Annotated in this window: 15 protein-coding genes; 5 read left to right on the top strand and 10 right to left on the bottom strand. The window is 34.1% G+C overall.

Annotated features, from left to right (window positions below; genetic code table 11):
• Window positions 1-7 precede the first annotated feature (7 nt).
• From H0I41_RS02875 to H0I41_RS02860, 4 genes are all read right to left on the bottom strand, one after another.
• Window positions 8-1,246, bottom strand: a complete 1,239-nt coding sequence (locus tag H0I41_RS02875) for an MFS transporter (protein ID WP_135014726.1) — start codon at window positions 1,244-1,246, stop codon at window positions 8-10.
• Between the two features lie 90 nt (window positions 1,247-1,336).
• The gene (locus H0I41_RS02870; protein WP_014567231.1) at window positions 1,337-2,743 is read right to left on the bottom strand and encodes a C69 family dipeptidase; all 1,407 of its coding nucleotides are present in this window, start codon (window positions 2,741-2,743) and stop codon (window positions 1,337-1,339) included.
• Window positions 2,744-2,923: 180 nt separating this feature from the next.
• The gene (locus H0I41_RS02865) at window positions 2,924-4,417 is read right to left on the bottom strand and encodes a peptide MFS transporter (RefSeq protein WP_135014725.1); all 1,494 of its coding nucleotides are present in this window, start codon (window positions 4,415-4,417) and stop codon (window positions 2,924-2,926) included.
• A gap of 142 nt (window positions 4,418-4,559) precedes the next feature.
• Window positions 4,560-5,078, bottom strand: a complete 519-nt coding sequence (locus H0I41_RS02860; protein ID WP_228099766.1) for a beta-galactosidase trimerization domain-containing protein — start codon at window positions 5,076-5,078, stop codon at window positions 4,560-4,562.
• A 289-nt stretch (window positions 5,079-5,367) separates the two neighbouring features.
• Here H0I41_RS02860 and H0I41_RS02855 point away from each other — a divergent pair, with 289 nt between their 5' ends.
• Complete coding sequence (locus tag H0I41_RS02855) at window positions 5,368-6,654, top strand: phosphatidylserine decarboxylase family protein (protein ID WP_135014724.1); 1,287 nt, start codon at window positions 5,368-5,370, stop codon at window positions 6,652-6,654.
• Window positions 6,655-6,725: 71 nt separating this feature from the next.
• Here the strand turns inward: H0I41_RS02855 and H0I41_RS02850 are convergent, their stop codons facing one another.
• From H0I41_RS02850 to H0I41_RS02830, 5 genes are all read right to left on the bottom strand, one after another.
• Window positions 6,726-8,003 (bottom strand): ISL3-like element ISLjo2 family transposase, encoded by a 1,278-nt coding sequence (locus H0I41_RS02850; protein WP_182094509.1) that lies wholly within the window; start codon window positions 8,001-8,003, stop codon window positions 6,726-6,728.
• A 190-nt stretch (window positions 8,004-8,193) separates the two neighbouring features.
• A complete protein-coding gene (locus H0I41_RS02845) occupies window positions 8,194-8,955 on the bottom strand; it encodes an ABC transporter permease (RefSeq protein ID WP_135014428.1) in 762 nt (253 codons plus the stop codon).
• On the bottom strand, window positions 8,933-9,586 hold the full coding sequence (locus tag H0I41_RS02840; RefSeq protein WP_135014429.1) for an ABC transporter ATP-binding protein: 654 nt from the start codon (window positions 9,584-9,586) through the stop codon (window positions 8,933-8,935). The genes H0I41_RS02845 and H0I41_RS02840 overlap by 23 nt, the downstream gene beginning before the upstream one ends.
• Window positions 9,587-9,682: 96 nt before the next feature.
• Window positions 9,683-9,883 (bottom strand): hypothetical protein, encoded by a 201-nt coding sequence (locus tag H0I41_RS02835; RefSeq protein WP_004896890.1) that lies wholly within the window; start codon window positions 9,881-9,883, stop codon window positions 9,683-9,685.
• Window positions 9,883-10,965, bottom strand: coding sequence for a M42 family metallopeptidase (locus H0I41_RS02830; RefSeq protein WP_135014430.1), 1,083 nt, complete (start codon window positions 10,963-10,965; stop codon window positions 9,883-9,885). Before H0I41_RS02830 ends, H0I41_RS02835 begins: the two co-directional genes overlap by 1 nt.
• A gap of 298 nt (window positions 10,966-11,263) precedes the next feature.
• Here H0I41_RS02830 and H0I41_RS02825 point away from each other — a divergent pair, with 298 nt between their 5' ends.
• The 4 genes from H0I41_RS02825 (at window position 11,264) to H0I41_RS02810 (ending at window position 13,772) form a co-directional block, all read left to right on the top strand.
• Window positions 11,264-11,845, top strand: coding sequence for a hypothetical protein (locus H0I41_RS02825; RefSeq protein ID WP_053107430.1), 582 nt, complete (start codon window positions 11,264-11,266; stop codon window positions 11,843-11,845).
• Between the two features lie 79 nt (window positions 11,846-11,924).
• Complete coding sequence (locus H0I41_RS02820; RefSeq protein WP_069168982.1) at window positions 11,925-12,335, top strand: MarR family winged helix-turn-helix transcriptional regulator; 411 nt, start codon at window positions 11,925-11,927, stop codon at window positions 12,333-12,335.
• 14 nt (window positions 12,336-12,349) lie between these two features.
• Complete coding sequence (locus H0I41_RS02815) at window positions 12,350-12,580, top strand: hypothetical protein (protein WP_069168981.1); 231 nt, start codon at window positions 12,350-12,352, stop codon at window positions 12,578-12,580.
• A complete protein-coding gene (locus tag H0I41_RS02810; RefSeq protein ID WP_182094582.1) occupies window positions 12,561-13,772 on the top strand; it encodes an MFS transporter in 1,212 nt (403 codons plus the stop codon). The genes H0I41_RS02815 and H0I41_RS02810 overlap by 20 nt, the downstream gene beginning before the upstream one ends.
• An 89-nt stretch (window positions 13,773-13,861) precedes the next feature.
• Here H0I41_RS02810 and H0I41_RS02805 read toward each other — a convergent pair whose 3' ends face one another.
• The gene (locus tag H0I41_RS02805) at window positions 13,862-15,235 is read right to left on the bottom strand and encodes an APC family permease (RefSeq protein ID WP_135014432.1); all 1,374 of its coding nucleotides are present in this window, start codon (window positions 15,233-15,235) and stop codon (window positions 13,862-13,864) included.
• Window positions 15,236-15,282 lie beyond the last annotated feature (47 nt).

Genomic DNA, 15,282 nt, shown 5'->3' with positions numbered 1-15,282 from the left:
GCTATATTTAGTTTCTTTTAGCTTCTTTTGTTAAAGTTTTTAAGCCTGGTAAAGTAATCATCACAACAAAGCTAAGTAAGTATAAAGCTGATAAAAAGCCCATTACTACGCCTAAGTTATATTTATCCATTAAAATACCTATTACTACTGATGAAAATCCACCGATTGCTCTGCCGACATTAACAATAATATTATTGGCACTCGACCGAATTTCTGTTGGATATAATCTACTGATTACAGCGCCATAGCCACCAAACATCCCATTTGAGAAAAAGCCAACTACAGCTCCAATAATCAAGAGCATGGTCATATTTTGGGCCAAACTTAATGTATAAACCATTAAAGCTGAACCAATTAAGAAAATTGCAAAGGCTCTTCTCGGGCCAAAGTAGTCAAAAATTGAGCCAAATGTCATCATACCAATGCTCATTCCAATAATCGTAGAAATCATCCAAAGACTAGAATTTGAAACATTTAAATTCAATTGCTTTTGCACAATTGTGGGAAGCCAGTTCATTAAACCAAAGTATCCAGCAATTTGAACTGTCATCATAATCATTAGACCCACGGTTTGCCAAGCAAGATGTAGTGTTGAAAACATTTTTTTAGCGACATCCGATAATAAAGAATTACTTTCACTAGCTTGAACCCTAATAAATTGTTCACTTTCATGGACGTGTTTTCTAATGAAGATGGTTAAAATTACTGGAAGAATCCCTACTAAAAATAGCATATGCCAACCTGCTGCTGGAATAATCCAAGCTGCAATTAAAGCCGCTAAAATTGCTCCAATTTGGCCACCAATCGCTGCTACTGAGGTCATTTTACCAATTTGTTCTTTATGAAAGTTCTCAGCAATTAAAGCAATTCCAACACCATATTCTCCACCTGCTCCAATTCCTGCTAAAAACCGAAGGGCATAGATAAGATAAATATTATTGGCAAATGCCATCAAAGCTGTCGCAATTGCAAAAATAATTACTGTATGGCTAAAAGTTTTAACTCGACCAATCTTATCACCTAAAATTCCAAAGGCGATTCCACCAACTAACATTCCTAAATTAGTAATCGTTGAAATAAAACCAGCCTCCCCACCTGACAAGTGAAGATCAGCAATCATCGAACTCATTGCAAACGATAAAAAAAGCACATCCATATTCTCAAGCGCAAAACCTGATGAAGTAGATGCAATAACCCACTTCTGATTTTTGCTTAGAGTATGTCTGTGCTTAACCATTGTATCCATATTAAATTCCTCCAAAATGAATGCTCTCTGTCATTCAATTATTTCTTCAGAACTTATTCTACTCGTTTTTTTATGATTTACAATCCTAGATTATAAGTCTGGGTCTCTTCTAAAGTGCAATGGTGATTTCTTTATTTGCTTTGTGATTAACTTACCAATTAATTCTTGGTAGTCTTTAACTGCTGTATGAGCTAAGTCTTTGTTTGCTTTATTAATTAAGTCTAACTTCTTTGCAGGATCTTTTTCTTTATCAACTTTGACATCATATTCTGCCCGCATTTGACTTAATTTTTGTTGTGTAGCATTTCTAGCTTGATACAATTGCAAACCATAGTCTTTCCATGAACGATCAGCTAAAACTTGTGCTTCCTTGTAGATCCAATATGCTGAGTTTGAAGCATACTTATCTTTTCCGTGTCTATAGAAGCTTGGTACTACGCTACCTTGTGGGTAGAAAGGAACATATACATTTTGACAAGTAATGCCTAACGATAACCAGTGAATCCAGTCCTTACCCTTAAGTTGCAATAAGTGTGATTCTTCAGTAAAGTCAACACTAATTGGACGATATACGGCTGTATCTTTATTAACCGGATTTGCTACATCATATTTAGTTCCATCATAGTGGTCTCTTAATACTCTTTGGGCATCAGTAATTGAAATTGGATGGTCTGCTTTTTGAATAAATGGAATATCAAAGCTGCTTGGCTCTTGCTTAATAGAAGGACTTAAAATTCTTTGACCAGTCCAAACACGAGCAGTGTTATAAGTTAAATCTAACAGATTATGTGTACCAAAAATACGGCGCCAATTAAATGGCTTATTATTTGGCCATAAATTATGCTCTTCAACAAATTTTTGTAAACCAGGAGCAGTAATGAAGTTATCAGAGTCATTAAAGTCAATTTCTTGAATGGCTAATTCATTAGCAGCTACAGCATAGCAATCATCTGGAATACGTTGTGCTACCCAGTAGTGAGCAGTACCAATTTCGAAGTACCAAGCTTCTTTAGGATCGGCAAACAAAATACCATCTGATTCACCTGCAGTATGATCTTTAATAATCTTAGCAAAGCGGGCAATAGCTTCGCGGGCTGTCTTTACATAAGGCAAAATACAAGTTACCATTGCTTCTTCAATGATACCGGTCTTCTTAAATGGATCAAAAGATTGAACTTGGTCATTAGCATAAGTAGTTTCAGTAGCACTCATTGCTACACCAAACTGGTTAATCCCAGATTCTTCATAAACACCCTTCTTGTCACTCCAATTTGGAGTTGAAGAATAAGCATATCTATGGGTTGGTAAATCCATTTCAAACTTATTCAAGTTAGACTTAAAGTGATTATTAGGAATATCCTTTTCTTCATGAAAAGCTAAATGCTTAGCACAGTTTGGCTTATCATCTTCATTACGTCCAATGATAATGCTGCCATCTGTTGTAGCATTTTTTCCAATTAAAATTGATGTACATGCACTGTGATTACTTTCAATCATTATATATCACACTTTCATTTAAATAACCTTTCTTATTCATTTTTTATTGTATTACCTTAGGCGCAAAAATTTTACTAAAACGCATTCTCAAAAGCGTGAGCTAATGATTTTATAAAAAATAAGGAAAGATTCGAATTATCCATCAAATCTTTCCTTATTAAATATTAAATTATGTTTGTTTTATTCAGCATCTGCCATTAAATTATGAATTTTCTTAGTGAAGAAAAACATTACTACACCAAACAAGACACTAACAATTCCCACTGCTAAGAAGTATGCCACTTCAGTTTTACTTGAGTAGTATTTAACAATTTGAGAGTTGATAGCTTGTCCAGTGGCATCTGCTAAGAACCAAAGACTCATCATTTGTGAACGGAAAGCTTTTGGTGCTAAACGTGTAGTTACAGATAAGCCAATTGGAGAAATAAGCATTTCGGCAATTTCAACAATAAACCAAGAGCCAACTAACCAAAATGGACTAACTCGTCCGTTTGTTCCATAAAGCATTCCTGGAAGGGCCATCCACATATATGAAAGACCAGCAAAGACCAAACCAGCAGCAAATTTACCAGCAGCACTTGGTTGTTTCTTCCAGTTATCCCATAACCATACAAAGAACGGAGTCAAAATCATGATAAATACTGGGTTCAAAGTTTGGAAGTTAGCAGCGGTAAAGTGCCATCCTCCGATGTGAAGTACTGTTCTTTGGGCAGCAAATAGAGCTAAAACTACAGAACCAGATTCTTCAATTCCCCAGAAAATAGAAGCTGCAATAAATAATGGAATGTAAGCCCAAACTTTTGAGCGTTCCTCTTTTGTAACTTTAGGGCTTCTAAGCATTAAAACAAAGTAATAAATTGGTAAGGCAATAGCAACAATAGTAATTAAAGTAATAATATTATCAATATTTAATTGACCAAAAGCAGCCATTAAACCTAATACTACTGCTAAAGCTAAAACTCCTAAACCGATTCTCTTTAAGACTTTGTTACGAGTTTCTGGATCGATTGGATCTGTTGGGTGCATCCCATCCTCAGAGAGATACTTTCTACCACCCCAAACATACTGTACTAAACCAAAGAACATTCCAACTGCTGCCAAAGAGAAACCAGCATGGAAGTTAAAATGATTTCCAAATAAATTAAGGCCAAAACCTTCACTTGCCCAAGGAACTAACCATGGAGCAAGTGCTGATCCTAAGTTAATACCAAAAACAAAGATACTGAAACCAGCATCACGTCTTCGATCATCTAATGAGTATAGGCCACCAACCATATCAGAAACATTAGGCTTAAGTAAACCTGTACCTACCACAATGAATGCGATCGAAATATATAAACCTACCTCTGCCATTGGTAGGGCTAAGATAATGTGTCCAATCATAATAAGGACACCACCAAAGAAGACAGTACTACGTGCTCCCCAAATTCTGTCTGCTAGCCATCCACCAGCTACCGTAGAAAGATAAACAAGTGAACCGTAGATAGACATAATTGAAGCAGCAGTGGTTTCATTCATCCCTAATCCGCCACGTTCTACGGCATAATACATGTAGAAGAGTAAAATAGCACGCATACCATAGTAACTAAATCTCTCCCACATTTCAGTGAAGAACAAGGTGGACAAGCCACGAGGTTGTCCAAAGAAAGTCTTCTCTGTTGTTGAATTATTCATTAAAAACTATCCTTTCTGTATTATGTGTTTTATATACACAGAAAGGTTTATTTTATACCTATTTATAATAAGTAGTCAAATTGGTATAGTTCTTTACGTAAAAATAAGCATTCGTTTTGATTCTGAATGCTTACTTTAATATTTATCTACATAATTTATAAACTTTACTCTCAAATGGCTTTAAGCCAACTATTCCCTTATCTTTCACATCTTCAAGTAAATTAACTAATTCACAACTCAATTCAATTTTTTCTTCTTTATCAGAAAAATTCTGAACCAACCAATATTTTTCTGATTTATTTTCACGTATTTGAATTGACACTCTACTGTTAAATTTTGTAATTGGAATTTCAGGAACGAATTCACTAGCTATTTTTTCATAAAACTTTCCTAAGAAAGAATAAGCAGTACGACAAGCAAGGTAATAGCCTTTGCCAGCTCCGTAGGAATGCTCAACAATAGCAGGTGTATTTCGATAAAAATCTATACTGTATGTAGCCAGAACTTTTCCCGTACAGTTAATTAGCGTTTCGCAATAATCATACACCGGATATTCTTTTCCTTCAAAATTAATTAAATTCGATTGCCCAGGATATAAAACATCAGTTTCAAGAGGCTCAAGTCCGTAAATTTTTTGTAGTTCTTTTGGCCATTCATTCATATAGGCAAGATCATTTTCATCAACAACTCCGCTAATATAATGCCGACTATCTTACCACCATTCTTAACATAGTTATTTATTTTTTCTAAGTAGGACTTACTCATTTAAAATAATCATATCGCTTTTTTAAACTCCAATTCGTCCATTTTTTATATTTAAATTCAAATTAAATGTATACAAAAACAGCTGATGTAAAAGTCAGCTGTTTTTTTAATGCACTTTCTTTGACTTCAAACTAAAGTAGCACTAGTTTTAATTTGAAAGAGTATTTTTATAGAGGTGCTAGATTATGTCAAAAACAATCCCATATAATGTTGGTAAATGGTTACCAACTGATCAAAAATTTTTTAATCAATGGCTTGGAAAAGTTTTAAAAGAAGCAGAAAGTGAAGAAAATCAATATCTCTTACCACCAGTTCAAGCCCTTAAACATTTAATAGAATCTGATAGATATATTTACAATATTACTCAATTAATGTTCGCAGAAATTCCAGTAAATGATGTCGATACTCCGACTGGTACTCCGCAAGTCCGGACCTATCAGCAAATGCTTTTAATGCTTAATCGCATTATCCAAAGAGCACCAGAATTTAATAAAACTGGATTAGTAGGAACACCAATTAATGCTATCTTTGATTACCCTATGGCTACGAAAGCAGGCTATGTCTTTTTCAATAATCCAAAAGTTAATGCTTGTTTGAAAAACATTCTAGACTATTGGGGAAAGTTCCTTCAAACGGCAGATTCTACATATGTTCTTAACACTTCTGAAACTGGATGGCTAAGTGACTATGCACTAAATGAAATGTCAAAAGTTGCCTACGGAGACGACTTCTTTAACATCTTTAATTGTCCTAATCATGATAAAACTAAACATTTAGGATTTACTTCATGGGATAAATTTTTTACCCGAACTTTTAATCCTGGAGTACGTCCTGTTCAAAATGCTGATGATGCTGATTCTATTGCTAATGCTTGTGAATCTGCCCCATTTCGCATCGCTCACAATCTTCCCCTAAAAGCTAAATTTTGGATTAAAGGTCAACCTTACTCTCTAGTTGATCTACTTGATGGAGATCCATGGGCTTCCAAATTTGAAGGAGGTACATTATATCAAGCATTTTTAAGTGCTCTAAGTTATCATAGATGGAACAGTCCTGTCTCCGGAAAAATTGTCAAAGCATATAATTTACCAGGCACTTATTATGCAGAGAGTTTATATCAAGGATTCGAAAATCCTAGAGGTGCCGACCCGGCAGCTGCTAACGATTCGCAAGCCTTTCTTACTTCAACAGCAACACGAGCTGTCATTTTTATTCAAGCTGATAATCCTAAAATTGGTTTAATGGCCTTTATTGCAGTCGGAATGTCCGAAGTATCTAGTGATGAGATTACCGTTCGGGTAGGTCAACATGTTAATAAAGGAGACCAATTAGGCATGTTTCACTTTGGTGGCTCAACTCACGTCTTGCTTTTTAGACCTGAAACTAAACTTGAATTTAATCTACATGGTCAAAAACCAAGTATTGCAGGAAATAATATTAAAGTTAAAGCAGAAATCGCTAGAGTTGAATAAAATACATTAAATTTTAGTTTCATATAATGGCTCTTTTGCAAATCCTGTTGATGGATAATTTTAAGAAGGAATTAAGCAGCTAAGAAATAGCTGTTTGATTCCTTTTCTTTTATAATATTTTCTTCGAGTCTAATTCTAATTAATAAATGTTTGAAATTTCTATAGCCATAAGCAGTACGTTCAATTTGTTTAATCTTACGGTTAACTCCTTCAAGACAACCATTAGAATAAGTTGAGGTAATACCGTTTAGGACACCAGAATAATTACGTTTAAAAGTTAATAGAGTTTGATGCATTTGTTTACCAACATTTTGTTTTGAATGAAGTAGATGGATAACTTTCTTTTCATCGTTATCCTGAATAGCAGTCATAAAGTCCTGCATAACCCAATAAGTATTTTCTAAGGTTTGGTCACAATCTAAACCATCTAAGACAACATGTTCCTGTGTTAGACAGTCCTTAAAATGCCAGTCGTAATAAGGAGTAGTCTTATTAAGTTTGTCATATTTCATGAGATAAAGCTTCCAAGGGGACTTTAAAAGCTTATATTCACGGCTTCTTTTATTAAATTGCTTCATGATTTGAACTCTGAAAATATTAAACGATCTAGTAAGCATTTGAACCATATGAAAACGGTCAATAACTATCTGAGCATTTGGAAATAATTCTCTAGCAACTAAAGGATAATAACAATTAAGATCCATAGTTACTGTTTTAACCATTGCACGAGCTTTAGGAGTGAACTTGTAAAAATAGCGTAGAATATCAGGTTTGAAACGAGTTCTAAGAATTTGAACAACTTTGTGAGTATCACCATCTAGACAAATAAAGTGAAGCTTTTTGCCTACGCCCTTAAATTCATCAAAAGCTAAGTGTTCAGGGAGATGATCAAAGGCATCATAGAACTTAGAAGAGCAGACTTCTAATACTCTTTGAACCGTGTTGACAGATACATTATGTTCTCTAGCAATGCTGGTCATTGAACGATCTTCAGTAAGAGCAGAAAGTATTTTTCGCTTAGAAGTGTTAGAGATATAGCAGCCTTTATTAACCAGATTAGATTGAGCCATAGATCTTTTTAAACAGTAATTGCAGAGAACACGTTGTTTTCTTAATCTGATAGTAACGGGCTTACTAGCATCAGCAGTAATGAAACGAACGTTAGAGACGTAATGACCGTTATGCTTAAGATTAGTAGAACGACAATAAGGACAAGTAGGCTGGATCAGCTCAGCTAAATATATTTTGTAAATCTTACTGTTAATATTTTCATTTGAATAATCAGAAAAAATAATGTTTTTATCTTCAATATCAAGAGTAAATTTAATATAATCATTTAAAGAGGACATAGTTTAAATCTCCATACACTTAATTGAATTGGTCGAAGAAGGATTTTAAGTAAGAGAGGACTATGGCCTCTTTTTTTACGTAAAAAAATCCTGTCGATAGAATATCATAGATATTCATCAACAGGAAAAATTATACAGCCCATATAATTCAAAAAGCCTGTTCTGAAATAATATCGGAACAGGCTTTTTGTTAGAGCATTAATTGCATTTGATCATTAAAATAATTCTTATACGCAAGATAAACAGAAATAATCGCTCCTAAACTTGTAGCAGATAGAAGCATAAAGGTTACCATAATCTGATACTTAATTGCATAAATTGGGTTTACTCCGGCAAAGATCAATCCTGACATCATCCCTGGCAAATTAACTAAACCTACTGTTTTAGCTGAATCAATCGTTGGCTGCATAGCAGTCTTAATACTACGCCGAATAATTGGCATCGATGCTGTTTTAATATCACTACCTAAAGCTAACTTTTCTAAAACGGGCTGTCTTAAATCATGAAAACTTTCGTTTAAAGATTTATAGCAAAGACCTATTGCAACCATTTCATTACCTGCAATCATCCCTGTAATTGGAATTACTTGCATGGGTATTGGTTTAATGACGCCAGAAAGAAGTAATACAGCTAATGTAATGTAGGTTCCTACGGCCTCAGCTATAATTGAATTCCATAATTTTCGATTAGTATTTGGATCTCTACCATTCGCATTCCATGAAGCATTAAAAATAATGACAAGTGTAGAAACAAAGGTTAGCCAAAAAGTATTTACATTGAAAATTACTTTTAAAATATAGCCAATAATGACTAGCTGAATAATGGCTCGCACAACACTAATCAAAATATCTTTAGTAAGGCCAAGCTTTTCTTTAACGGAAATTCCAATTGATACTAAGACTAATAAGAATGCAAAGACTAGGGACCAGTTACTGACAACTACGTTTTTCATTGAGGAATGCCTTCTTCACTTCAAAAATTTTATTAGCTTTTTCAATTTCACTTTTATCATGAGTTACTTGTAAGATAGTAACATGCTTCTTGCGCACATCATCAAATAAATGATGAACAATTTCTTTACTATTCTCATCAAGTCCTGTAGTTACTTCATCCAATAATAAAATTTGTGGTAAAAAGACTAAATTTCGAATTAAGGCAACTCGTTGCTTTTCTCCACCAGATAAAGAATTAATATTTTTCTTTAAAAAAGTCTGATTTAGACTTACTTTATCTAATAATTCAGTTAGATGCTCTTCATTGACTTCTTCCCTTCGAATTTGGTAAGGAAAAATCAGATTATCTCTTACCGTTTTTCCAAAAAGAGATGGTTGCTGGAAGCAATAGGAAACTTGCCGACGATATTCAAGCGGAGAATATTGACCAATATCTTTTCCCTCATATTCAATTGAACCAGATGTAGGTGTAAGTAAGCTGGCAATAATTTTTAAAAGTGTACTTTTCCCTGCACCTGAGGGCCCTACAATCGTTAAAAAGTCTCCTGAATTTACGCTTAGATTAATATTTTTTAGAATAGCATTTCCATCAACAGAATAATTTAAATTTTTAATTTCTAAAACATGCATAACTAACCTTCTATATAAATGCTTATTTTTATTATAAACGATATGAACCCCGAAATTCTTATCTGACTTCCGGGGTTCATATCTATGATTTATATTCTATTTACTTTTCTTAGGCCAAAAAACTGCTAAGAGACAAAAAATAAGTCCTAAAATCAACTCCCAAATAAATGGCTGATCCCACATAAAAAGATTGCCAATTTCACTTGCGGTATAACGAACAATATAAATCAAAATACTAATAATAGCCATGCACCAGCTAAAAATTGCCATTTTTTTGAAAAATACTTTCCAATCCATTAGATCACCTTAAAACTATCTAGCTTTTCTTGTGTCATATCGCGAATAATTGCAGTTGCTAAATCAACTGAAGCCTTAAAGTCTTTATATGCTGAGAAACAATATGGGGAGTGCTCATAACGAACTGGAATTCCAATAACAATTGTTGGAGCTCCATATTCATAATAAATTGCTGCCCCATCTTGGCCGCCACCAGTTTTAACAGAGCGAGTATATGGAATATTATTTTTATCAGCTATATCACACGCATACTGTTGAAACTTAGGATTTGGTAAAAATGTAGTATCCATATCTCTGAGCATTGGGCCGCGTTTTAAGCCTGTTTGAGATAACCATTCAGGCTCAAAAGTATCGTCAGCTGGACAACTTTCTAAAACAATACATAAATCAGGCTTAATTTTTCGTCCAGTGACATATGCACCGCGAAGTCCTACTTCTTCTTGACTAGATAAGGCAGCTACTACATCAAAATTAGTCTCTTCACCCTTCAAATTATCTAAGATGTCTACCATGGCTCCTGCACCAAAGCGATCATCAAAGTCTTTACCAAAGAATAAACCGGATTTTTCATGGTATTCGCATTTTACATCAACAAAAATTGGACAACCAGTGTCAACTTTATAATCTTTAATAGTTTCTTCCCGGCTTGATGAACCTACATCAATAGACATATCTGCAACTTCCGGAATTGAATTTCTTTCAGCAGCAGTCATAAAGTGCGGAGGCTTTGTAGCCACTACACCAGGAATATATTCACCATCACGATTACGAATTTTCACTCTTAAAGCCGGAATATTATACTTTACCCAACCCCCAAGTGGAACAAATTTAATTAATCCATTGGGACGAACGGCTTGTGTAATAAAACCAACTGCATCAGAGTGAGCATCCATTTGAATAACAGGTCGATTACCTTTGTTTTCCTTCTTAGCTGCGTATACATTGAGCATCCCATCTACCGTAATATCAGCAGTATTTTTAGCATAAGTAGAAAATAATTTTACAAATTCTTCTTCGAAGCCAGATGTAGAATTTGCATCTGAAAATTCTCTTAACATTTGAATTTCTTGTTCTTTTTTCATGATTTTTTCTCTCGCAAACGCTTTTATTTTAATTATATTTGTGTCTTTAAACTTTTTAAAGAAATTCTTTGCAAATTTTAAATCTAATACCAAATCTTATTTAAAAAAGGAAGGGTATTCTATTTAACAAGTAAGGGAACTTCTACACCTTACTTATTCTCCCAAAATAACATACGACAATTAAAAGCAGACTTCTAATCCCCCAGAACGTCTGCTTTTTGTTTTGTAAAAATTTTTTCTATAACTAAATTTACTTATGCTATACTGAGTAAAATTTATATTACAAGGATTCAAAATCATGAAAAAAGTAGCTCTAATTCTATTCTCCACCTTATTACTCACTGCCTGCAGCAACACACAGAATAATCAACCTAAATCTTCTAGTTCAAAATCTTCAATTACTACTTCAAAAAATACTGTTAAAACTTCCTCTAAACCCAATTTAAATAAAAAATACCCCGGTTTTAAGTTAGCTACGATTCCTACTGTATTTCAAGGAACGTGGTATCAAACTGATCGCTACAGTAAAACAGCGAGAAAATTCATTATAACTAAACATACGATCATGGATTCTGTAGTCTATCAAAAAACAGATCCAACCCTAAACCTAAATCATCGCTCAGAAAAGAATAATAAAGTGTATGCTGGAGACGCAACAATGATCTCTTTGGAAGATAAGAATGGTTCGCAGTGGCTCCGAGCACGGGGATTTTTAGATACTGTTGATATCATCTATATCACAGGTACTTTTAAAGGAAATCAGTGCCTTTATTTAGCTTATTCTTCCGGTGATATTCATAGTGCTATGTTTAAGGACAAAAAAGCAGCATTAAAATATCGTAAATATGATTTCTCTAAAATTACTAATCCTTTAAACTAAAAACTAATTGTAATTACAATTAGTTGCGTTATACTTGTTTAAAGTATTAGTTGTAATTACAACTTAGAAAGGCAGAATTATGCGAAAAAGACCACTAGCCAACTTACTCTACCATATTGGTAAATTAGAAAACCTCCTGATCAATCAACGATTGGCCTCTATTAATCTAAGAATGACCCATGCCCATGTTTTAAGATATATTCAAAAGCACCCCGGTTGCATTCAAAAGGAAGTTGCAGACTATCTTTTTTACCAACCTGCCAGTTTTACTAATGTAGTTAAGTTATTAGAAAAAAGAAAAATGATTGAACGGCGAGCAGATCCAAACAATGGCCTAAAAAAACAATTATTCTTACTTCCAGCTGGAGTTGAGGCTCTTAGACAAGTGAACGACGCCTTTGAAGAAGTAAATCAACTAGTTGGAACAGTAGATCCTGATACTTTAGCTAAACTTGAAAAGATTTCAATCAATTTAGAAAAGCAGATTTAAAGAAAGAAAAACTAATGAGCAAATTTTTACCATTGTGGCAATATATTAAAGATAATCATGACCAAGACTTTCAATTATCTTTTAACCAAATTCAAAAGATTGTCGGCCTACCAATTGATCATTCTTTCTTAAATTATAAAAAAGAATTATTAAACTATGGTTTTAAAGTAGGAAAAATATCCCTTAAAAATAAAACGGTAGATTTTGAGAAATTGGAGGGGAAAAATGACACAAAAATTAGATAAGCCAATTTGGAAAAAGAATCTTTATGTTCTCTCTATCGCCGTATTTATCGCAGGAATCGCATTTTCAGAGATTATGCCCTTCCTACCTCTATATATCGATACCTTAGGACATTTTACTCACCAACAGTTAAACTTTTGGTCGGGATTTATTTTTTCCGGAGTGTACTTCGTCTCAGCTATTATTTCACCATGGTGGGGTAAATTAGCTGATAAAAAAGGTAGAAAACTAATGATTCTCAGGGCTTCCCTTGGGATGGCCCTTGTCCTTGGAAGTATGGGGTTAGTTACTAATGTCTGGCAACTATTTTTCTTAAGAATGTTGCAGGGTGTTTTTGCAGGATTTGTTTCAAATTCAAATGCTTTAATCGCTACAGAAACACCTAAAGAAAAATCTGGTCAGGCGTTAGGAACAATGGCCTCTTCTTTTACGGCCGGAAACTTACTTGGGCCGTTCTTAGGCGGAGCACTTGCTTCTGCATTTAGTTACCGCGTTACTTTCTTTATTACAGGAGGATTATTATTAATCTCCTTCCTTCTCTCACTATTCTTTGTTCATGAGGAAGGATTTAAACCTGTTACAGAAAAGAAATTAGATAAAGCAAGTGGTGTCATTGCTACTCTTCACTCTCCAACCTTGATATTTGGTTTACTACTAACTACTTTAATTATTCAAGCAGCTAACAATTCAATCAATCCCATTGTTTCTTTATATGTTAAACAATTAATGAATGGGGACGGAAATGTTGTCTTTGTTTCTGGAGTTATTGCCGCTTTACCTGGAATTGCAACGTTTTTAGCTGCTTCACGTTTTGGCGCATTAGGAGATAAAATCGGAACTCACAAAATTATTATCGGTGGTTTTATTGGTGCAACGATTTTATTCTTTTTGACTGCCTTTGTTCACAATACAGTGCAATTAGGTATTTTACGATTTTTAGTTGGCTTTACCGACGCATGCCTCTTCCCGCAAGTGCAAACTTTATTAACCAAAAATTCACCCGCTGCTGTAACTGGTCGCGTCTTTTCATGGAATCAGAGTGCAATGTATATTGGAAATATCGTGGGCCCATTCCTCGGCTCTTTCATTGCCGGAATTTCAAGTTATAGTATGGTCTTTATTGTGACAGCAGGCATTGTTGTCTTAAACTTGATTCTATTTAATTTTAATGTTGTTAAAAATCTTGCTAAATAACATAAAAACAGCATTTCTCGTACGTACGAGAAATGCTGTTTTTATTTAATACAAATTAACTTATTCTAAATAAACTGTAATTAAGTCAATTAATTTTTCTTTTCAACAGTATTAGAATGATTCTTTTTCTCTCTAACTGCAGTTGGAATTCCACCCATCTTAGCCAATCTCTTCTTTCCTAAGAATAGGTATAAAACAGCTGTTACAGCAGCTACAACTATTGAGAGTAAAATAGTTTCCCAAGTAAAGTTAAAGATTAAATAGCAAGCTACTAATAAAGCTAAAATCGGAATTGTGTAGCCACCTGGAAGCTTAAAGCCATGGTTTGGATATTGGCCAGTATGCTTAAATTTAATAACCGCAAAAATAGATGGTACATATTGAACAAATGAAGCTAAAACAATACATCCAACTAAGAATAAGTATGATTGAGTAATTAAAAGTAAGGTTACAGCGGCAGTTAAAATAATACCTACCCATGGAGCATCAAATTTATTCTTTTTTCCTACCCAATTTGGTAATAATTGGTGTTCTAGAGCTAAGGAAGCAATCAAAGCTGGTGTATTAAACGAGCACGTAAATGCCACACCGAAAATACTTAACAAAACTCCAATGATAATAATCACATAGCCCCATTCTCCTACAGCAGACTTAAAGGCATTAGCAATAGGAATGGTGTACCATGACATCTTGTGACCCAAAATACCAATAGCAATTAATACCATCAAAGTATAAAGAATAGTTACCGTAACCATAACAGCAACTAAAGCCCGTGGAATATTTTTAGCTGGATCTTTCATCTGAGAGGCAGCAATTGGAATAAATGAGAAACCACTAAACAAATAAAACACAACACTAAAGGCTGCACCAAAGTGATGGAAAAATGGTCCTACACCCTTTGCAGCTGCGGCTGGTAAAACGGGATGGAAGTTTGCAATATGCATGAAGAACATACCAACAATAATAAACAAAATAATAGTTGATAGCTTAGCAATGGAGGAAGTGTTATCAATTATTTTAACTAAGGCACGACCAAAGAAATTAATAATTGAGAACAATAAAACTAATCCTATCCCGACAGCAAAATAGACTGAGCTTTGATTGAATGCAGGTACAAAACTTTTAAGCGTTGTTAAAAATGCTACTACTTCAGCAGCATAAGTACAACAGCCCAAAAACCATGTAAATACACCAAGCTCATAGCCTGCAAATCTACCAAATGCATTGTACGAATATAGCCATGCAGCTCCGGAACCGGTAAAACGACTAGCCAAATCCGCATAACATAATGCGATTAACCCTACCGTTAATGCAGCAGAAAGTAAGACAACTACACTCAATAGATCCATATCTTTATAAATAGATTGCGGAAGTAAAAATGCTCCTGATCCTATAATTCCATTAATTCCTAAAAAGTAAATTGACATAAAAGTTAACTTTTTAGGAACAGTTTTTTTAACCATAGTACTTACCACCTTTGAAACTGTTCATTTATATTAGCTACATATTT

Source organism: Lactobacillus johnsonii (assembly GCF_014058685.1).
In the GTDB taxonomy this organism is placed as follows: Bacteria; Bacillota; Bacilli; order Lactobacillales; family Lactobacillaceae; genus Lactobacillus.
Note: the sequence above shows the minus strand (reverse complement) of the source record. Positions and strands in the feature narration are given on the sequence as shown.